This window comes from Chryseotalea sp. (assembly GCF_057350905.1).
In genome coordinates this window covers 245,587-264,885 of record NZ_JBMRCF010000001.1, presented here as the reverse complement: position 1 = coordinate 264,885, position 19,299 = coordinate 245,587, and the positions used below count along the sequence as shown (strand labels likewise).

Below are 19,299 nucleotides of genomic sequence, written 5' to 3'. Positions count from 1 at the left end.
CTTGTTAAAAAATCGAAATCGATTCCAAAGCTAAAAATTTTGAGGAATAACCTAAGCCCATTTTGTATGGTGGCAGATTCAGACTGATGAGTAATTCATGAATAGGCGCTTAAAAAAGAAAGTCCCGACCTAAGTCGGGACTTTTGCTGAAGGGGGAGGACTCGAACCTCCAAGAGGCAGTTAGGCCGCGATAAGATCCCATCCTGGTGGTGACCATCAGGATGGGTAAACCGGGCTTTTTCCTGTTTACCCCCACCCCCGAGACCGGAGGGCTTGTCTGCCAAATTCCAACACCCTTCAATGTCGAATTGTTAAGCAAAGCAAGCTATAACTGTTAACCTGTTCAATACTTAGTAGCAATTATTACATAATTTTTAATAATTTTATAAAATACTGATAATTCAATAAAACAAATACCTTAAAATGACTGAAAATTATCAAGTCGATAAAACCGACCTCAAAATTCTGGAAATACTCATGCAGGATGCCAAAAAGCCCTTTACGGAGGTGGCTAAAAAGGCCTTCGTATCCGGGGGTACCGTTCATGTGCGCATGAATAAACTGGAGGAAGCAGGTATTGTAGAGAAAACAACCTTAAAGCTTAATTATGCCAAACTAGGCTACGACATTACAGCCTTTATCGGTATCTATCTGGAAAAGAGTGCTTTATATGATCAGGTACTGGCCAAATTGAAGGGAATACCCGAAATCACGAGCATCCACTATACAACGGGCAACTATTCGATGTTCGTGCGCATTCATTGCCGCGACACAAACCACCTCAAGTTGGTTCTACACGATAAAATGCAACAGGTTGAAGGCATAGAGCGTACCGAAACCATGATTTCTCTCGAAGAAAGCCTCGACAGAAACCTGGACCTGACTACATGATCTCAATAAATGCCCATTCAAAGGTTCTGAAGTATTTTTTGTTCAAAGAATGCGTCCAAAAAGAACTTATAGTACCCCCTTTTGTTTTACTTTTGTAGATTAAAATAAGTCTAAATAGACACATGGCGAAGGACAACCAAGTTTTGGAAGAAATCACCTCAAAAGAGTATGAACATGGGTGGAATGTTGATTTAGAGACAGATTCCGCCCCTAAAGGCTTGAGTGAGGATATTGTTCGCTTTATTTCTGCGAAAAAGAATGAGCCAGAGTGGATGCTGGAGTGGCGTTTAAGCGCTTACCGTCAGTGGCTTAAAATGACTGAGCCTAAATGGCCCAATGTAACTTATCCAACAATCAACTATCAGGATATCATTTATTACTCCGCACCTAAACAAGCGGCCAAGCCTAAAAACCTGGAAGATATAGATCCTGAGCTTTTAAAGACTTTTGAGAAGCTTGGCATTTCCCTGACCGAACAAAAAAGATTGACCGGTGTAGCGGTTGATGCTGTTATTGATAGTGTTTCGGTAGCCACCACCTTCAAATCTACTTTGGCTGAGATGGGTATTATCTTCTGTTCATTCAGCGAAGCAGTACGTGAACATCCGGAACTGATTAAAAAATACTTGGGCTCGGTTGTGCCAGTAAACGACAATTATTTCGCAGCACTTAACTCAGCTGTATTCTCTGATGGTTCTTTCTGCTACATACCCAAAGGCGTAAGATGCCCGATGGAATTGTCAACCTACTTCCGTATTAATGCCGCTAACACAGGTCAGTTCGAAAGAACGTTGATTGTGGCAGACGAAGGCTCCTACGTAAGTTACCTGGAGGGTTGTACAGCTCCTCAACGTGACGAAAATCAATTGCATGCGGCCGTAGTAGAAATTTTTGCAATGAAAGATGCGCATGTTAAATATTCAACTGTTCAAAATTGGTACCCTGGCGACAAGCAAGGCAAGGGTGGTATTTACAATTTTGTAACCAAGCGCGCTTTGTGTGCCGGAGATCACTCTAAAGTTTCCTGGACACAGGTAGAAACGGGCTCTGCCATTACCTGGAAGTACCCATCTTGTATTCTGAAAGGCGATCATTCTTCCGGTGAGTTCTATTCTGTAGCGGTTACCAACAACATGCAGCAGGCAGATACAGGCACTAAAATGATTCACATTGGTAAAAACACCAAATCAAGAATTGTGTCGAAAGGTATTTCTGCCGGTAAATCACAGAACTCTTATCGTGGACAGGTGCATATCATGAAACGTGCAGACAATGCACGTAACTTCTCTCAGTGCGATTCATTGTTGATGGGCGATCAGTGTGGTGCACACACTTTCCCTTACATTGATGTAGAAAATAGCTCTGCAAAAATTGAACACGAAGCCACTACTTCAAAGATTGGTGAAGATCAGATTTTCTATTGCCAGCAACGTGGTATTGACGAAGAGTCTGCCGTTGCCCTAATCGTAAATGGTTATGCAAAGGAAGTATTGAACCAATTACCAATGGAGTTCGCAGTAGAAGCCCAGAAATTACTGGCTTTAACTTTAGAAGGAAGTGTAGGATAAAAGATTTAAGATTTAAGATTTAAGATTTAAGATTTAAAAATAATGTTGTCGATAAAAAATCTACAAGCTCGGATTGAAGAGAAAGAAATTCTAAAAGGTATTAACCTCGAAATCAAACCAGGCGAAGTGCATGCCATCATGGGACCTAACGGTTCTGGCAAGAGTACACTTGCTTCTGTATTGGCCGGAAGAGAAGAATATGAAGTAACTGGTGGGGAAGTAAACTTCCTGGGAAAAAACTTATTGGAGATGGCACCAGAAGAACGCGCTCGTGAAGGTGTGTTCTTAGCTTTTCAATATCCTATAGAAATACCAGGGGTAAGCACTGTCAACTTTATGAAGACTGCCTTAAACCAGATTCGTGTAGCCAGAGGTCAACAAGCACTCGATGCTGTTTCTTTCCTTCAATTAATGAAAGAAAAAATGAAACTGGTTGAAATCGATCAGTCCTTACTGAACCGTTCTTTGAATGAAGGTTTCTCCGGTGGTGAAAAGAAGAGAAATGAAATCTTCCAAATGGCTATGCTGGAGCCAAAGCTTTCCATACTGGACGAAACAGATTCAGGTCTTGATATTGATGCGCTGAAAATTGTAGCGAACGGTGTTAATAAATTGAAGTCAAAGAATAATGCCACCATTGTGGTAACACACTATCAGCGCCTGCTTGATTATATCGTTCCTGATTTTGTACACGTATTGTACAAAGGAAGAATTGTAAAATCAGGTGGTAAGGAGCTTGCACTTGAACTTGAGGCAAAAGGTTACGATTGGATTAAAGAAGAGGTTGAACTTGCTTAAGCGTTTATGATGGATTTAGCTGTAAAAAATAATTTACTTGAAAACATTGCTGTACCCAGCGATGCTACAAGTAATATTCGTCATCAGGCGCTGGATACGCTTCGCTCACTTGGTTTACCTACTTCTAAAACTGAAGAATACAAACACACGGCTATCAGTCGTTTGTTAGAAAAGAATTTTCAGAGTCTGGCTGTGAATGGAAGCAAAGTCAATACTGCTGCAGATACTTTTCGTATTCAGAATTTAGACGCACATGTGTTGGTATTCATCAATGGTGAATTTGATAAGGCACAATCTGCTTTCTCTACTGAAGAATTAAATATCCAGCCATTGGCTTCTGCATTGACTGAGCGCAAAGAACTGGTAGAAAAATACTTTAGCAAACTGGCTGATACCAAAGCGGATGCTTTTGTGGCACTCAACACTGCTACCTGGAACAATGGCTTGTTGATTGAAGTGAAAAACAAGGTCCAGGTAACAAAACCGATCCTGATTCACCAAATTAATGATGCGAGCAAAGGCAAAGTAATTACGGCTTCACGCAACCTAGTCCTTGTTGGCAAAAGCAGTGAGGTAAGCATTATTGAAAAATATGATTCCATCGGTGAGGCCAATTTTTCTACTAGCGTTAACGAAGTTTTCGTAGCAGAAAATGCAGGACTGACTTATACACTCATCCAGAATGATGGTGGTCAGCGTTACCAGTTTAACCACACCAGCATACAACAAGAGAGCAACAGCCGTGTTAACTGCTTTACACTTTCATTAAATGGTAAAGCCATTCGCAATAACTTACATCTTTCGCTGGATGGTGAGGGCATCGATTCGCACATGTATGGTTTATACTTACTCACAGGCGATACTTTGGCCGATAACCACACCGTTGCAGACCACCGTAAACCAAACTCCATCAGCAATGAGTTGTATAAAGGTGTAATGGATGGCAACTCCAAAGGTGTATTTAATGGTAAGATCTATGTTCGCCCGCAGGCACAAAAAACAAATGCCTTTCAGTCGAACAGGAATATTTTATTATCCGATAAAGCAACTGTCAACACCAAACCTCAGCTAGAGATTTGGGCAGATGACGTGAAGTGCTCGCATGGCTGTACTTCCGGTCAATTAGATGAAGAAGCGCTTTTCTACATGCAGTCAAGAGGTATATCCAAAGATTCTGCACGTGCATTTTTACTCTATGCATATGCAGGTGAGGTCATTGAAAAAATCAGCAATGAAACACTTCGCAACTATATTGATAATTTAGTCAGCGAACGCTTACATAAAAACTTTTAACATGATTGGTAGCAGGTTGCTTACGGAGTTGGACATTGCCAGATTAAGGGAGCAGTTTCCTGTATTAAATCAACAGGTAAACGGACGCGATCTTGTTTATCTTGACAATGCTGCCACTAGTCAAAAGCCGCGTGCCGTTATCAATGCACTTGTTGACTACTATACAGGCTACAATGCAAATATCCACCGCGGTATTCACACCTTGGCGGAAAAAGCGACAAAGGCTTACGAGCAAACCAGAGAGACGGCCAGACAGTTTATTAACGCAGTCACTACTGAAGAAATTATTTTCACCAGAGGTGTAACGGAAGGTATTAATCTGGTAGCCTCTTCTTATGCAAAAGTTTTCTTAACAAAAGGGGATGAAATCATTATATCAGGTTTAGAGCATCACTCTAACATTGTTCCCTGGCAACTGGCTTGCGAAGCAAACGGTGCCTCCATTAAGGTTATTCCTGTAAAGGATAACGGCACACTGGATATAGATGTTTACAAAACCCTACTTTCTAACAAGACAAAACTTGTAGCTGTTAATCATGCTTCTAACAGTCTGGGTACCATCAATCCTGTTAAGGAAATTATAGACCTCGCACATGAGGTCGGAGCAGTTGTTCTGATTGATGGTGCACAAGCCGGTGCCCATCTTCCTATAGATGTACAAGCACTTGATTGCGATTTCTATTGTCTTTCAGCCCATAAAATGTACGGCCCTACTGGCACTGGCATTTTATATGGTAAGAAAGCCTTACTTGAAAAAATGCCACCCTATCATGGTGGTGGTGAAATGATCAAAGAAGTAAGTTTTGAAAAAACAACTTACAATGATCTTCCTTATAAGTTTGAAGCAGGTACACCCAACATTGCCGATGTGGTGGCCTTTCATTATGCCATGACCTTCATTTTAGAAACCGGCCGTGAAGTTATGGCTGCCCATGAACATGATTTACTTGTTTATGCAACCGAACGCATCAGTCAACTGAAGGGCGTAAAAATATATGGCACTGGTGCTGAAAAAGTAAGTGTTGTCTCCTTTACCGTAGATGGTATTCATCCTTTTGACATAGGGCAGATGCTGGACGCCAGAGGCATTGCCGTGCGAACAGGACATCATTGCACCCAACCGCTGATGGATCGCTTTAAAATTGAAGGAACCGTAAGGGCTTCTTTTGCAGTGTACAATACCAGAAAAGAAGTAGACCACTTGGTGGAAGCTTTAGAACGTGTGATCAATTTCATGAAATGAGTCTAAACGAAGTTCAGGACGAAATTATAAGTGAGTTCTCTTTACTGGATGGAGACATGGAAATGACTGTCTTCTACATTATGGAACTTGGGCAAAAACTAAACGAAATGCCCGAAGAACAGAAAACCGAAGATAACATTGTAAAAGGATGTCAATCTAAAGTATGGTTAACTGCAGATTTGCGTGATGATAAACTTTACTTTCAGGCAGATAGTAACACAGCCATCACCAAGGGTTTAGTCAGTCTTTTAGTTAGAATATTTAACGGCCAGTCTGCAGAGGCAATCTTACATGCTGACCTGTACTTTATGCATAAAATAGGCATGGAACGATTTATTGGAACGCAACGTTCTAATGGTTTCGCATCAATGGTAAAGCAAATGAAGCTTTATGCCCTTGCCTTTAAAACCAAAATAGAAGCAGGAAAATGAGTGAACAAAGTAATACAAGTCAAACATTAGAAAGCGCAACGGTCCCCAACTTACGCGATCAGGTATTGGCCGCCATTAAAAATGTTTACGACCCTGAAATTCCTGTCGACATTTATGAACTGGGTTTGATTTATGAAATCAATATCTACCCGATCAATAATGTACATGTACTCATGACGCTAACTTCTCCCTCCTGCCCTTCTGCAGAACAAATACCTGGTGAAGTAGAGCAAAAAATAAAAGAGATTGAAGGTGTAAGTGATGTGAAGGTGGAGATTACATTTGATCCACCCTACACACAGGAAATGATGAGTGAGGCAGCACGTTTGGAACTAGGCTTTATGTAATTTTAAATTTCAAATTTGAAATTTAAAATTGATTGAAATAGAAATAATAATTGAATTCTAAATCTTAAATTAATATGTATCCTGAACAACTCGTAGCTCCTATGCGCACTGATTTAACAGTGGCGGGCTTCAAAGAATTAAAAACTTCAGAAGAAGTAGATAAAGAATTGAAAGACCACAAAGGCACAACGCTTTTGGTAATCAATTCAGTGTGCGGTTGTGCAGCAGGTGCTGCGCGTCCCGGTATTAAGTGGGCTATTCAAAACTCAGCTAAAAAACCGGATCACCTGACTACCGTTTTTGCTGGTGTTGATAAGGAAGCTGTGGCGAAAGCACGCGAGTATACCTTACCTTACCCTCCTTCATCTCCTGCCATTGCATTATTCAAAAATGGTGAGTTAGTGCATTTTGTGGAGCGTCATCACATTGAAGGACGTAACGCACAGCTTATCGGACAGCATCTTGTGGATGTTTTTGATGAGTTCTGTTAATCTGTAATACTACCTCGGTCTGTGGAGACACAGACCGAAAGAACACAACAAGGTATTGCTGGTCTGTGGGGACACAGACCAGGGTAAAAGAATATAACCACTTATTGCTGGTCTGTGTGGACACAGACCATGGTAAGGTGGTAATTGTAAAATAAAACGCCAGGCTGTTAAGCCTGGCGTTTTTTATGACGCAGGAATTTCGCTGAGATAAGCCAACGCTTTTTGCAAGTCTTCCGGTGTGTCTATACCAATGGTTTCTGACTTAGTCTCTGCCGTGATAATTTCATAACCATTGTCTAACCAACGCAGTTGCTCTAATGATTCTGTCTTTTCCAATGGAGAAACAGGCAATTTGGTCAGTTCCTCTAACACATCTGTTCTGTAGGCATACATGCCAATGTGCTTAAAATATTTATGATGCAATAACCAGGCATCTTCAGCAGTATTTCGGGCATGGGGTATGGGCGAGCGACTAAAATACAAAGCCTTCTTCTTTGCATTAATTACTGCCTTAACCACATTTGGATTAAATAAACTTTCCTGATCCTTCAGTTCTTTCACCAGGGTGGCAATAAAGGTATCGCCATTTAACAATGCTGCTAATAAGTCAATTTGCTCAGGCTTGATAAAAGGTTCATCACCTTGAATATTGATGACATAGTTAAAATCATTATTCATAAGCTGGTAAGCTTCAAAACAGCGATCTGTACCGCTTGGATGCTCGGCACTGGTGAGCACTCCCTTGCCGCCAAAACTTTCTACATGATCCATAATGCGCACATCATCTGTCGCTACAACTACCTCAGTAATCAGTGTGGATTTTTTTACTTGCTCATACACACGTTGCACCATGGTTTTACCCGCAATGTCAATCAAGGGTTTACCCGGAAAACGGGTGGATGCATAACGTGCGGGAATTACTCCTAAAATTTTCATGCCTTCTTTACGATCAAGCTGGTTGTGTCCTCTCCTATTACCTCTACACTTTCTCCTTTGTCAATGTATTCGCCTCGGGTAAAGGCATCATACACCTTATCATCAATCGTTACCTTACCACTGGGGCGCATAATGGTTTGGGTGGTTCCTCTCTTTCCTTTCATTACTTCGGGAAAAAAGGTGGCTACATAACCCTGTGCTTTATCCTGTGTTTGCATCAGGGCGATTTTTTGAAAACGCTTTGACTCTGTTAAACGAGAGCCCCCTATAAACAGTACTAACATACCTCCCAGCAAACCACCAAAGGCAGCCGCAGCAGCATAGAGCAATTGATTGGTTGGCACAAAGTTAAAGTCGAAGGCATCATTGTTTACCATGATCAAAATAAGCGAGACCACGGTAAGTGAAATACCCGCAATGCCGGCCACACCAAAGCCTGGCAATACAAATACTTCAACGGCTATCAGTGCTAATCCAATAAACAGCGCAATGATCTCCCAGTTGTCGGCCAGACCATTCAGGTAATAAGGCACTAAATATAAAATAAGTGCCACGGTAGCTGCTGCTAATGGAAAGCCTACTCCGGGAGTTTGTAATTCAAAATAAATTCCTCCAATAATCAGCAAGATGAGCAAACCGGAAATAAAAGGATTCAAGAAAAAGGCCACCACCCTGTCTGTTGCCGATAAACCAAAGCGATCAATCTCGTAACTGCTTATCTTATTTCTTTTCAAGATCTCTTCAACGGACTCCACTTTGGCTTCGCAAAAATTATATTGAATAGCTTCTGTGGTTGTGAATGTGATAATTTTTCCTTCCTCCTTGATGCCTTCAATCACGATGCTTTCATCCACCATGCCCTCCGCTATTTTAGGGTCGCGTCCGTTCTGCTCGGCTGTAGACCGCATAATACCACGCATATACGACTGGTACTTGTCCGGGGCTTTTTCACCACTGCCATCCACTACGGTAGCTGCGCCAATACTGGCACCTGGTGACATATAAATGCTATCGCAGGCAATGGAGATAAGGGCACCGGCAGAGGCTGCATCGGAGTTAATGAAAACCCAAACCGGTTTCTCTACATCCATAATCTTGTCTACGATCTCTTTGGCATCGGTAAGCACCCCGCCATACGTGTCCATGTCTATGATAATGATGTCAGCTTCTGTTTTTCTGGCATGCTCCAGAGCCAGTTCGACATAACGGTTAGTTCTGGGGTCAATCTCCGATCTTATCTCCATTACCATTACCTTTGTAGGGCTTGTTTGCGCCAAAGCAGCCCATGGCAGCAAGAAAAAGGCAATCCAGTTCAGTAATTTCATACAGCTCATTTTTGATAAAAATACGGAAAGAGAACAGCATGAAAAATGTATAAATTCATAAAAATGCATTGAATCTGTCAACTACATCATTTGAAAGATTTGAGCGTCTGTTTATTAGAATTTTGGCCGGTATTTTGATATTACTTTGTTACTTTACATCGTTTAAGATTTGTTTGTAGCGTTATGATGACACTTTTTGCACTAATCACGTCTTTTTCAATTTTCACCACTCCTGTAGACTCTGTTGGTAAGGAAACGATCAATGGAAAGGTTTATGTATTGCACAAAGTTGAACTGAAAGAGACCTTATACGGAATTTCCAAGCGCTATGGCACTTCAGTAGAGGCTATTCTTCAGCAGAATCCTTCAGCTGACGGAGGTCTGGACGTGGGGCAGATCATCAAAGTACCTTATGTAAGTTCACCAAAAAAGATAAGCAATACTGCAGCTAATAAGCACATTGTTGCAGAGAAAGAAACCCTGTACTCTGTTGCCCGACTGTATGGCATCTCAGTAGATGATCTCCGACAAATGAACAAATTGACCAGTGATGCCTTGTCAATTGGTCAGGAACTTATTGTTAAGCGCAGCAGCACAGCCACAGAACAGCCAGTGGTTAAGAGTAATAACACCGCTCCACAATCGCTTAAAGGTGTGCATACCGTGGCAAGCAAAGAAACACTCTTTTCTATTTCGAGGCAGTACAGCGTTAGTGTCGACCAATTAAAAAAATGGAATAACCTGAACAGCAATGAACTCAGTTTAGGTCAGACGCTTTTTGTAGTTGCCCCTGAAAATCAGGGTATGAAAACAACCAGCACAACCATTACGGAGCAACAACCCATTAAAACTACCACCACACAACCTGTACAAACTGTAACGCCTGCCGAACAACCTAAGGAAACAGCGCCTGCCAATACAAATGCACAACCTGTAATCTCTGCGCCTGTTAAAATTTCAGAAGCTTACAAAGATGGCAAAGAAGTACGCGAAGCCGGTCTTGCAGAACTGATTGAGGGAACACAAGGTAACAGAAAGTACCTGGCCCTGCACCGCAATGCACCCATTGGTACCATACTAAAAGTAAAAAATCAATTGAACGACCGCGAAGTGTTTGTGCGTGTGATTGGTCAATTGCCTGATACGGGAGGCAATGACAAGCTGGTCATTAAAATTTCTAAATCTGCCTACGACAGGTTAAGTGCCATCGACCCAAAGTTTATGGTAGAAGTAACCTGGTACAAATAAAAAAAGCCTGCTTATGCAGGCTTTTGTAATACAAAGCGATAATACTTCCGACTACCATCTTTTAGCGTCAGATAGAATTTGGAGCCCACCACTCCGGCAAACTCAGCAAAAAGTTTTTGCCATTTTTCAGGTACCAGCGCTCTTATCCGTTCTTGCTTACTATTGTCTTCTTCTTCGATTGAACGGATTACGTTCGCTCCTATATTCTCTTCCTCCAGCATCTTCATACCCGTGTCATGCAACTGTTGTTGAAGTGTCTCCATGTTCTCTACATTTGCCTGATTGCGAAAGTCCACCATCAACAAATGCCCACCTGGTTTTAACACACGTTTTACCTCACTTAAAAACTTAGCCACAGAACCGTATGCGTGGCACGATTCTACATTCACAACAATATCTACACTATTATCAGGCAAAGGTATAGCCTCTGCGCTACCTTGAATAAATTTAAGGTTGGGTAAGGCATGAAGTGAATTGGCCAGATCGACTGCACTCTGTGCTAAGTCGAGACCAACATAAGAGGCAGGCTTAAAATAAGTGGCTAAGTGACGTGCACCACCTCCTCTTCCACTGCCAACTTCCAACACCTGTTTTCCTTCCATGCTTACTTTAGCGCCCAGGTAATGATACATTTGCAGCGGGTAGCGTTGCATGGTATCTCCAGGCAGATCTAATGGTGATTCATGGCTTTTAGGTGCATAGCCATAATTCATAAAATGCCAGTCTTTAGCAGGAATCTTTTTAGCCAGTAATTCGTAAGTGACCTTAGCATTAAGTCGCTTGAACCAGGCAAAACGTTTGAGCTTGTGAATAACAAAATTGATCATGGTTGTAGGTTGGAATAGCCGCCAATATATAACTATTCGCTTAAAACAGCTATTGGTGCTTTCATGTATTGCGTTTTATTTGGCAAGCAAATAAGTTTTATTTGTAACGATTCTAAAAATATGAAAACAAGTATGCTAGGTTTAAGAACAGTCATTTATAAAGTAAGTGATTTAGCAAAAGCAACTGCATGGTATTCAACTGCTTTTAAACAAGAACCTTATTTCAAGGAAGTATTTTATGTTGGCTTTAATATAGGTGGTTATGAATTAGGCTTACTTCCTGAAGAAGGTTCTATAGCAAAAGCCGATAACATTGTTACCTATTGGGGCGTAGAGAATATTGAAGAAGCTTACAAACATTTTATTGAGCTCGGTGCTACACCACATGAAGAGCCCAATAATGTCGGTGGAGAAATTATGGTGGCCACTGTAAAAGATCCATGGGGAAATTGCATTGGTCTTATTTATAATCCTGAATTCAAATTGCCCTGATATGATTATTACATTAACTTCTATTAAATTAAAAAGTGCCTGGTATTTTTTTAAATTGAGTTGGCATGGACTGAACATTTCACTGCAATGCAAAAAAACACCTGGCTTTTTACACATAAAAAATACAGGCTTTGGTTACGATCATTTCACCATGAGTGCCTGGAATAGTGAAGCAGACATGAAAGCTTTTGCAAGAAGTGGAGCACATTTAACTGCGATGAAGCAAAGTGCACAACTGGCCAACGAAATCCGAACTTATACTTACGAAAGAGATAAGCTACCTGCATGGAAAGAGGCTAAAGAATTGTTAAAAGAAAAAGGTAAACTTCTGCAGTATTAAAATGTAGGATCAGGCTACCATAATAGCTGCGTAGCCTGATCCTTAATAACTCATTGAAGCTGAAAATTAATTGCCTGCACCAATCTTACATTAACCGGTACACCGCGCTGTTTACCCGGCTTCCATTTAGACATCGCCAATACCCTGAGTGCTTCCTCATCGCAACCATCGCCAACACTTTTAATCACTTTCATGTTGGTAAGTCTTCCATCCTTACCCACAGTAAATTCTACAAACACGCGTCCTGTTGTATGGTTGCGTTGTGCCTTTGAAGGATACTTCATGTGCTTCTTCAGTAATTTATAGAACCCTTCTAATCCCCCCTCAGGCACTGGCATATTTTGTACAATCCTGAAAGTATCCTCCACTATTGGCTCCTCTGGTAAAGGATCAATATCTACATTTACCGGTGGTGCATTGCTTGTAAGCGGTTCTACCGCTATCTCTGGTTCTTCTTTAGCAATAGCAGGTTCATCTTTTACCGCAACAATTTTATCCGGGTTTACCTGTTGTACTTTTTGTTTCACAGGTTCTTCAGGTTTTACTTCGCGTATCATGTGTTCTACCAAGGGTGCCATGAATACTGAAGCTTCCTGTCGAAGCACCATTTTATCAACCTTGCGAACGCTCCATTCGAAAAGAATTATTACTACCAGCAAACTAACACTCAAACTCGCCCCGAAAATCAGGGGGCGATAATGATGTACATCGTACACAGGATTTTTCTTCGGTTCCATATAGTAAAAGGTTTAGGTAAATACTATTGAACCGCGCGGTAGATTCAATTGCGTTAACAACTGAATGAAACATGTTTGAACCTATAATTCGCAATCCTGATAAAAGTCACAAACCATTAGGCTATTCAATTGTTAAAAATTTTGTTAAGTCCCTTGGATACCCACACATTTGAGAAAATACATTTAATATTATGGCAATCCGTCAGACCGCTCTATTGCGAATAAAACAGCGGTCAGACGGATTTTAGGTAAATACACGAGTCAGCAGATTAAAAATTAAGGATTGTTAGTAGTTTAGTACCAATTATCAGAAAATGGCATCAGGAACTAAGGTTTGGAAAGAATATTGGCAGGAAGAAGTTGACGCAGCTTTTCTCTATCAGGTATTGGCAGGTAAAACAATTGATGAAAAAGAGAAGAGTGCTTATCTCAAATTATCATCGATTGAAGACAAACATGCACAAGCCTGGGAAAAACTATTAAAGGAAAAAGGTACTATTGTGCAAGACCGTAAGCCTTCTTTTAAGGCAAGGGCCTTAGCAAAAATTACGGACACAATTGGCCCTGCCCTCCTCTCCGACTGGCTAAAAAAAGAAGAAAGCTCAGAGGTAAAATCCTACCTCAATCTATATAAGACTACAGAGGACCCAGGCACAAAAAATCTCGCCTTAAAACTGGCGAAAGATTCTGCCATGCATGCTGAGCAACTTGGCAAGATGAGCAATACAAGTACGGAGCCCTGGCATCGTACTTCTTCTGGTGGTTTGTTGCGCAATGTTGTTTATGGATTTAATGATGGACTTACGGCCAACTTCGGTTTGCTGGCAGGTATTGTGGGCGCTAGTGCACAACCGCATATTATTTTATTAAGTGGCTTAGCGGGCACTTTGGCTGATGCTTTATCGATGGGTTCTTCCGGTTATCTCGCAGCTAAAAGCGAGAAAGAAGTATATGAGAAAGAGCGCAGGATGGAAGCTGATGAAATCAGATTGATGCCTGAATTGGAGACTGAAGAACTGGCAGCTATTTATGAAACAAAAGGCATAGAAGCATCTCGCGCCATGAGCATGGCAAAAGAAGTAATGTCTGATCCGGTAAGGGCGCTTGAAGAAAAAGTAAAAGAAGAGTTGGGTATCAGCGCTGCCGAAATCAGTCCACTGAAAGAAGCCTGGATAACAGGTTTAGCGACTGCTATTGGCGCCATTATTCCTGTACTACCTTTCTTTTTTTTAGAAGGCATGACAGCAGCTTGGTTATCATTTGCATTGGCCATGCTCGCTCACTTTGCTGTGGGTGCAGCACGCAGCTTCTTCACTGGAAAAGGTTTGTGGAAGAGTGGCTGGGAAATGCTAGTCGTAGGTTTTGGTGTGGCGGCTGTGGGTTATTTCCTGGGCGAGTGGTTAATGAAATTGCTTTAAGCGTGAGGACTAGAGTCCATCTCAAAATAAGAGGACTCGTCATTGCTATCCAATGTGGTTTAATTAAGCCTTTTTATTAGCCTCACCTACAGTTCTCTCCGAAGGAGAGGATGACTAAGGAGCTTAACTAAACGACATTGCATTGCTCTCCCAATAAAAACGGGAGAAGCAATCTAGCTTCGTTCATCCCAATGAACGCGTATATTTTTCTATTTGTTTAATCAACGAATTAACTCATCAGCATACCAGCACATCAACTTAGATTGCTTCGTCATGCCAACACACACTCCTGCGCTAATTCCTCGCAATGACGTGCTCTCTGTATTTTTGATATGGCTTTTGGGTTACTTAAAATCCATCTTTTCTTTTAAAGCTTCTACTACATTGTAGACAATCGGGCACATGGCATAATTATCCATGAGGCTTTTCCATCTGTACTTAATGTTAGGTTGGTGTAAGTGAGGATAATCTGCGCAGGACGCAGGTCTGTCTTGATAAATAGTGCAAGAATTACTTTGTAAAAAAATACAAGGCTGGCATCTCAGAAAGTGAATAGCTGTACCGGCTTCCTTACCTACATATTCCTTTTCAAATTCTTCAGCGCTTATTTTCTTCAGCTCAGCAAGCCGTTGAACTTCATCATTATCAACGGGTGGTTCCAATACTTTACAGCAATTGCCACAAGTGGTGCAATCAATGGATGAAGCAATTTTCTTTTCTAATTCCTGCACATGGGTATCAACCATACGGGTTGGTATGGGTTTCAGAAAAGTTTTGAAACGTTTATTCTCTTCACGCAGTTCTTCGCTTTTCTGTCGGATGATGTCAAGGTCGAGCAGCACACACAAAACTACAATAAAAAAAGGATGTGGCTTTGCAGCACACATCCCTTCAACGCTATGGCAACGTTAAAATCTTAATTTTAAATTTCAAATTTGAAATTTAAAATTGTCTTAGGCTACTTTCTTCAACTGGCCCTGGTTTTTAAATAGGAGTCGTGCAATGCGGTTGCACACTTCATATTCTTCGCGCTTTTCAAAGCTTTTTATCATGCCACGCAAGGCCTCAATGTAAAAATCTTCTTCTATGTAATATCCTTGACCCAGGTAAATACGATTAGCAGGTAAACCAGCGTAATGCGCCTCGATGTATTCCAGAATTTCAGTCTCAGAAAGTGGTTTTTGCTCCGGATAGTTAAAAAAATGTTCACGGCTGGGCTCATATCCAAAGCCAGTCACTACATTTTTGTAAAAACGTTTGATTACTAACTCAGATGCGATGCTTGTTGCGGCCGTTTTCATATCCTTTTGTGTTAATTGATGATACGAAGTAAACAAAGACCATTGACAGCTTGTGTCAATCATAAAATACACGTAAATCGTAGGCATTATGGCAAAAGCAAAAGAAACAGCCGATATCCCCCAGGCGAAGATTTTAAGGGTTTTTCAATTGATCGGCCTCCTGAAAAGTGGGGGGCGTACTGTTAACCAGCTGGCGCAACAATTAGATGCCAACGCCCGAACCATTTACCGTTATTTTAAGCTGCTGGAAGAGCTTGGTTTTATGATTGACCAGGATTTCCATGGCAAATTTTTTATTCACCGCGAAGAAGGTGAAAATCCGGAGGACCGTTTCTCACTGGAGGAAGTAACCATGATGCGGCAGTTACTCCAAAGCGGAGCCAGTGGACATCCTTTACAGGAAGCCATGTTGCGCAAACTATCCTTTCACTCAGAAGCACGCGATCTGCCCGAGCAATTCCTTAAAATGCGCGTGGCCAAATTATTCAGAACAATTAATGAAGCCATTGAAGGAAAGAAGCAAGTCTTGCTTAAAAGCTATCACTCAGCTAACAGTCAGGAAATTAATGACCGCCTGGTAGAACCTTTTCAATTTGGCGAAGGCTTTCAATCGGTATTGGCATTAGATACTAAAGACAAGCAAAGCAAATACTTTAAGCTGGAGAGAATTGGCGAAGTCGTTGTACTAGACAAACCTTATAAGTTCGAAGCGCTGCATCAGAAAAATGCCACCGATATGTTTGGTCTCAGCGGACGCAAACAAATATGGGTGAGCATGCGACTCAGTTTGAAAGCCTGTATGCTACTCAGAGAGGAATTTCCGCTCTCGGTTAAATACATCGAAAAAGATAATGAATCGGAAGGCAAGAGTTATTTATTCAATGGGCCTGTCTTACACTTTAAAGGCATTGGTCGTTTTGTAATGGGCTTAGCCGATGAAATAACAATTTCCTCCCCACCTGAGTTTAAGCAATACATCAAAGACATTATCAAACAGCAAAAATTAGTTTAATCTTCAATGCATTCGAATAGCCTGAGGCTAAACGGTGCTGTACTTCATGGCCGCGATAGACGACTTAAAAAAAACATTCGAACTGATTAAGCAGGAAAGACAAGCCGACTTGCAACAGTATCAGCAAAAAGTATTACAAAAATCCATTACACAAAAAAAGAAAGATGGTGTATGCTGGTATCCTGTTAAACTGGACAAGACTTACATCGGTACAGGCGAGAGACTGATTATTGAAGTACAGAGGACTAATAACTTCGAACAAAGGCATTCCTTTCAATCTGGTAAAGCCGTTAGTGTTTTCTCTAATGCGACCAACACCCCACAGAAGGACCATGTAAGTGGGGTCATCAACTTTGTGCGCGACAACAATATGGTGATTACACTTAATGTTGATGAACTCCCAGACTGGATTGAAGACGGATCGCTCGGTGTAGATGTTATGTTTGATGAGATCAGCTACCGCGAAATGGAGTTTGCCTTAAAAACGGTAATGAAAGCAGAAGAAGGCCGGATCGTTGAACTGAGGGATATTTTGCTTGGCTATCAAAAAGCAACTTTTGCAAACACAACATTCGCAGATTCATCACCAACAAGCGCATTGGGAAGGTTAAATGTAAGCCAACAGAAAGCGCTTGAAAAAGTATTGTGTGCAAATGACGTGGGTATTATTCACGGTCCTCCAGGTACAGGAAAAACCACTACACTTGTACAAGGCATTATACAAACAGTAGCCGAAGAAAAGCAAGTACTGGTTTGTGCACCCAGCAATGCAGCCATCGATCTGCTGGTGGAGAAGCTCAGTGAGCAAGGATTAAATGTATTGAGAATTGGTCACCCCGCACGAGTAACAGAACAGACTTTGAGTAAAACCCTTGATTCACGCATTGCAAATCACGAATACTATAAAGACTTGCGCGGCATGCGCAGAAAGATGGAAGAGCTTAAAACATTGGCCTTCAAATATAAACGCAAGTTTGGCTATGAAGAACGTGAGCAACGCAAGCTACTGTTGAATGAAGTAAAGGCACTAAAAGCAGATGCCGATGTTTTGGAATTTTACATTACCAATAATTTGATTGAAAAAAGTGATGTAATCGCTTGCACTTTAGTAGGTTCTTCTCATTATGTATTGCGTGGCAAAAAATTTAAAAGTGTTTTTATTGATGAGGCTGCACAATCACTCGAACCAGCCTGTTGGATTCCGCTATTAAAAGCACAGCGCATCATCTTTGCAGGTGATCATCAGCAACTACCGCCTACCATTAAATCATTTGAAGCAGCCAAGGCTGGCCTGGCAGAAACGCTCATGGAGAAATGTATCCGTCATCAACCGGATACTGCCAGTATGTTACAGGTACAATACAGAATGCACGAAGCCATCATGCGTTTTTCATCCGACTATTTCTATAAAGGCGAATTGATTGCTGATGAAAGTGTGAAACACCATGTACTAAAAGATGGTGAAGCAAGCGTTTTGTTTATCGACACTGCCGGCTGCGGATATAACGAAGAACAAGATATGGAAACACTTAGCCGCTTTAATAAAGAAGAAGCGGAGTTGCTCATGCGCAGTGTTGAACGGTTGGTCCGAGAAATGGGTGAAGAACGTTGGCTGGAGGAGAAAATTACCTTAGGGATCATTGCACCCTACAGCGCCCAGGTTGAATATCTAACTAAACTGGCAGAGCAATCGGAAGAGTTAGTTAACCTGAAACACCTGGTAAGCATTAATACAGTTGATGCTTTTCAGGGACAGGAAAGAGACGTGATTGCCATTGGTTTTGTGCGCTCTAATGACAAAGGCGAAGTTGGTTTTCTCAGCGATATTCGCAGAACGAATGTGGCACTCACCCGCGCTCGTAAAAAATTACTTGTTGTGGGTGATAGCGCAACGCTTGGTGCTCATCCTTTCTACTTACAATGGCTGGAGTACGTTCAAAAAAATGATTTTTATAAAAGTGCTTTTGAATTGGAGTATTAGCACTCAATTGACAATGGACAATGGACAATTTAAAAAAGAGCTTCCAAAAAAGTAAGTGGCATTAAAGACGAAAAAGGCACATTTTTAATATAATGTCAATTTTATTTGATTAAATGTAAACTTTATTTGACATATTAGCGTATAATTGTCAAATAAACTTTACAATCTATGAAAACGAAACTCCTTTTACCCCGCAAATTCAAATACGTTGGGCTTATTATCTCAGTCATTTTTATAGGCTTTGGCATCGCCAATATGTACTTCCAATTCATGTTCGAGGTTTACACTCCCTTTGAAGTGCAGGGAATTCTTGGTAGCGATGGCAGTCGCAATGAACTAACAGATGAGATCCTGGGTGGCGGACTAATTATCGGTTTGATGATGCTGGCTTTTTCAAAAGAAAAAATTGAAGACGAATTTGTCAGTAAGATGAGACTGGAGTCGCTGCTTTGGGCTGTCTATGTGAATTACATTCTCTTGATTCTCGCCTTCTTCTTTGTGTATGGAAACTTCTTCTTGGATGTGATCATCTACAACATGTACACCATACTGCTGTTTTTTATCGGCAGGTTTAATTTTCTGATGTATCGTCATTTACAAACACCTGAAAACGATTAAGC

The 19,299-nt window shown here is 41.2% G+C and carries 21 protein-coding genes; 15 read left to right on the top strand and 6 right to left on the bottom strand.

Going from position 1 to position 19,299, the window contains the following annotated elements; translation table 11 throughout:
* Positions 1-423: 423 nt before the first annotated feature.
* The 8 genes from ACO1XM_RS01195 to ACO1XM_RS01160 all read left to right on the top strand — a co-directional run bounded on the left by ACO1XM_RS01195 (position 424) and on the right by ACO1XM_RS01160 (position 7,062).
* On the top strand, positions 424-891 hold the full coding sequence (locus ACO1XM_RS01195; RefSeq protein WP_486225279.1) for an Lrp/AsnC ligand binding domain-containing protein: 468 nt from the start codon (positions 424-426) through the stop codon (positions 889-891).
* A 122-nt stretch (positions 892-1,013) separates the two neighbouring features.
* Positions 1,014-2,459, top strand: coding sequence for a Fe-S cluster assembly protein SufB (gene sufB, locus ACO1XM_RS01190; protein WP_486225278.1), 1,446 nt, complete (start codon positions 1,014-1,016; stop codon positions 2,457-2,459).
* Positions 2,460-2,501: 42 nt separating this feature from the next.
* Complete coding sequence (gene sufC, locus ACO1XM_RS01185; protein WP_486225277.1) at positions 2,502-3,257, top strand: Fe-S cluster assembly ATPase SufC; 756 nt, start codon at positions 2,502-2,504, stop codon at positions 3,255-3,257.
* A gap of 6 nt (positions 3,258-3,263) precedes the next feature.
* Positions 3,264-4,550, top strand: a complete 1,287-nt coding sequence (gene sufD, locus ACO1XM_RS01180) for a Fe-S cluster assembly protein SufD (protein WP_486225276.1) — start codon at positions 3,264-3,266, stop codon at positions 4,548-4,550.
* A 1-nt stretch (position 4,551) separates the two neighbouring features.
* Entirely contained in the window at positions 4,552-5,793 is a 1,242-nt protein-coding gene (locus tag ACO1XM_RS01175; protein ID WP_486225275.1) for an aminotransferase class V-fold PLP-dependent enzyme, read from the top strand.
* Positions 5,790-6,224: a SufE family protein gene (locus ACO1XM_RS01170; protein ID WP_486225274.1), complete on the top strand. Its 435-nt coding sequence runs from the start codon at positions 5,790-5,792 to the stop codon at positions 6,222-6,224. Before ACO1XM_RS01175 ends, ACO1XM_RS01170 begins: the two co-directional genes overlap by 4 nt.
* Complete coding sequence (locus ACO1XM_RS01165; protein WP_127122123.1) at positions 6,221-6,571, top strand: SUF system Fe-S cluster assembly protein; 351 nt, start codon at positions 6,221-6,223, stop codon at positions 6,569-6,571. The genes ACO1XM_RS01170 and ACO1XM_RS01165 overlap by 4 nt, the downstream gene beginning before the upstream one ends.
* A 74-nt stretch (positions 6,572-6,645) precedes the next feature.
* A complete protein-coding gene (locus ACO1XM_RS01160; RefSeq protein WP_486225273.1) occupies positions 6,646-7,062 on the top strand; it encodes a BrxA/BrxB family bacilliredoxin in 417 nt (138 codons plus the stop codon).
* A gap of 183 nt (positions 7,063-7,245) precedes the next feature.
* Here ACO1XM_RS01160 and kdsB read toward each other — a convergent pair whose 3' ends face one another.
* The gene (gene kdsB, locus ACO1XM_RS01155; RefSeq protein ID WP_486225272.1) at positions 7,246-7,998 is read right to left on the bottom strand and encodes a 3-deoxy-manno-octulosonate cytidylyltransferase; all 753 of its coding nucleotides are present in this window, start codon (positions 7,996-7,998) and stop codon (positions 7,246-7,248) included.
* The gene (locus ACO1XM_RS01150) at positions 7,995-9,323 is read right to left on the bottom strand and encodes an NfeD family protein (protein WP_486225271.1); all 1,329 of its coding nucleotides are present in this window, start codon (positions 9,321-9,323) and stop codon (positions 7,995-7,997) included. The genes kdsB and ACO1XM_RS01150 overlap by 4 nt, the downstream gene beginning before the upstream one ends.
* A gap of 183 nt (positions 9,324-9,506) precedes the next feature.
* Between ACO1XM_RS01150 and ACO1XM_RS01145 the strand changes: the two genes are divergently transcribed.
* The gene (locus tag ACO1XM_RS01145; RefSeq protein ID WP_486225270.1) at positions 9,507-10,571 is read left to right on the top strand and encodes a LysM peptidoglycan-binding domain-containing protein; all 1,065 of its coding nucleotides are present in this window, start codon (positions 9,507-9,509) and stop codon (positions 10,569-10,571) included.
* Between the two features lie 11 nt (positions 10,572-10,582).
* On the opposite strand, the gene ACO1XM_RS01140 is transcribed toward ACO1XM_RS01145, so the two are convergent.
* The gene (locus ACO1XM_RS01140) at positions 10,583-11,398 is read right to left on the bottom strand and encodes a class I SAM-dependent methyltransferase (protein ID WP_486225268.1); all 816 of its coding nucleotides are present in this window, start codon (positions 11,396-11,398) and stop codon (positions 10,583-10,585) included.
* 120 nt (positions 11,399-11,518) lie between these two features.
* On the opposite strand from ACO1XM_RS01140, the gene ACO1XM_RS01135 reads away from it, so the two are divergent.
* Together ACO1XM_RS01135 and ACO1XM_RS01130 are read left to right on the top strand one after the other, a co-directional pair.
* A complete protein-coding gene (locus ACO1XM_RS01135; protein WP_486225266.1) occupies positions 11,519-11,890 on the top strand; it encodes a VOC family protein in 372 nt (123 codons plus the stop codon).
* A 1-nt stretch (position 11,891) separates the two neighbouring features.
* Positions 11,892-12,230, top strand: a complete 339-nt coding sequence (locus tag ACO1XM_RS01130) for a DUF3291 domain-containing protein (RefSeq protein ID WP_486225264.1) — start codon at positions 11,892-11,894, stop codon at positions 12,228-12,230.
* A gap of 50 nt (positions 12,231-12,280) precedes the next feature.
* Here ACO1XM_RS01130 and ACO1XM_RS01125 read toward each other — a convergent pair whose 3' ends face one another.
* Positions 12,281-12,967, bottom strand: a complete 687-nt coding sequence (locus ACO1XM_RS01125) for a TonB family protein (RefSeq protein ID WP_486225262.1) — start codon at positions 12,965-12,967, stop codon at positions 12,281-12,283.
* 314 nt (positions 12,968-13,281) lie between these two features.
* Between ACO1XM_RS01125 and ACO1XM_RS01120 the strand changes: the two genes are divergently transcribed.
* The gene (locus ACO1XM_RS01120; protein WP_486225260.1) at positions 13,282-14,385 is read left to right on the top strand and encodes a VIT1/CCC1 transporter family protein; all 1,104 of its coding nucleotides are present in this window, start codon (positions 13,282-13,284) and stop codon (positions 14,383-14,385) included.
* Between the two features lie 344 nt (positions 14,386-14,729).
* On the opposite strand, the gene ACO1XM_RS01115 is transcribed toward ACO1XM_RS01120, so the two are convergent.
* Together ACO1XM_RS01115 and ACO1XM_RS01110 are read right to left on the bottom strand one after the other, a co-directional pair.
* A complete protein-coding gene (locus tag ACO1XM_RS01115) occupies positions 14,730-15,272 on the bottom strand; it encodes a YkgJ family cysteine cluster protein (RefSeq protein WP_486225258.1) in 543 nt (180 codons plus the stop codon).
* A 66-nt stretch (positions 15,273-15,338) separates the two neighbouring features.
* On the bottom strand, positions 15,339-15,686 hold the full coding sequence (locus ACO1XM_RS01110) for a hypothetical protein (protein WP_486225256.1): 348 nt from the start codon (positions 15,684-15,686) through the stop codon (positions 15,339-15,341).
* 88 nt (positions 15,687-15,774) lie between these two features.
* On the opposite strand from ACO1XM_RS01110, the gene ACO1XM_RS01105 reads away from it, so the two are divergent.
* The 3 genes from ACO1XM_RS01105 to ACO1XM_RS01095 all read left to right on the top strand — a co-directional run bounded on the left by ACO1XM_RS01105 (position 15,775) and on the right by ACO1XM_RS01095 (position 19,297).
* A complete protein-coding gene (locus ACO1XM_RS01105) occupies positions 15,775-16,698 on the top strand; it encodes a helix-turn-helix transcriptional regulator (RefSeq protein ID WP_486225254.1) in 924 nt (307 codons plus the stop codon).
* 46 nt (positions 16,699-16,744) lie between these two features.
* Positions 16,745-18,679 carry an AAA domain-containing protein gene (locus ACO1XM_RS01100; RefSeq protein ID WP_486225253.1) on the top strand — a complete coding sequence of 645 codons (1,935 nt, stop codon included), beginning with the start codon at positions 16,745-16,747 and terminating at the stop codon, positions 18,677-18,679.
* Positions 18,680-18,847: 168 nt separating this feature from the next.
* A complete protein-coding gene (locus ACO1XM_RS01095) occupies positions 18,848-19,297 on the top strand; it encodes a hypothetical protein (protein WP_486225251.1) in 450 nt (149 codons plus the stop codon).
* Positions 19,298-19,299: the final 2 nt, after the last annotated feature.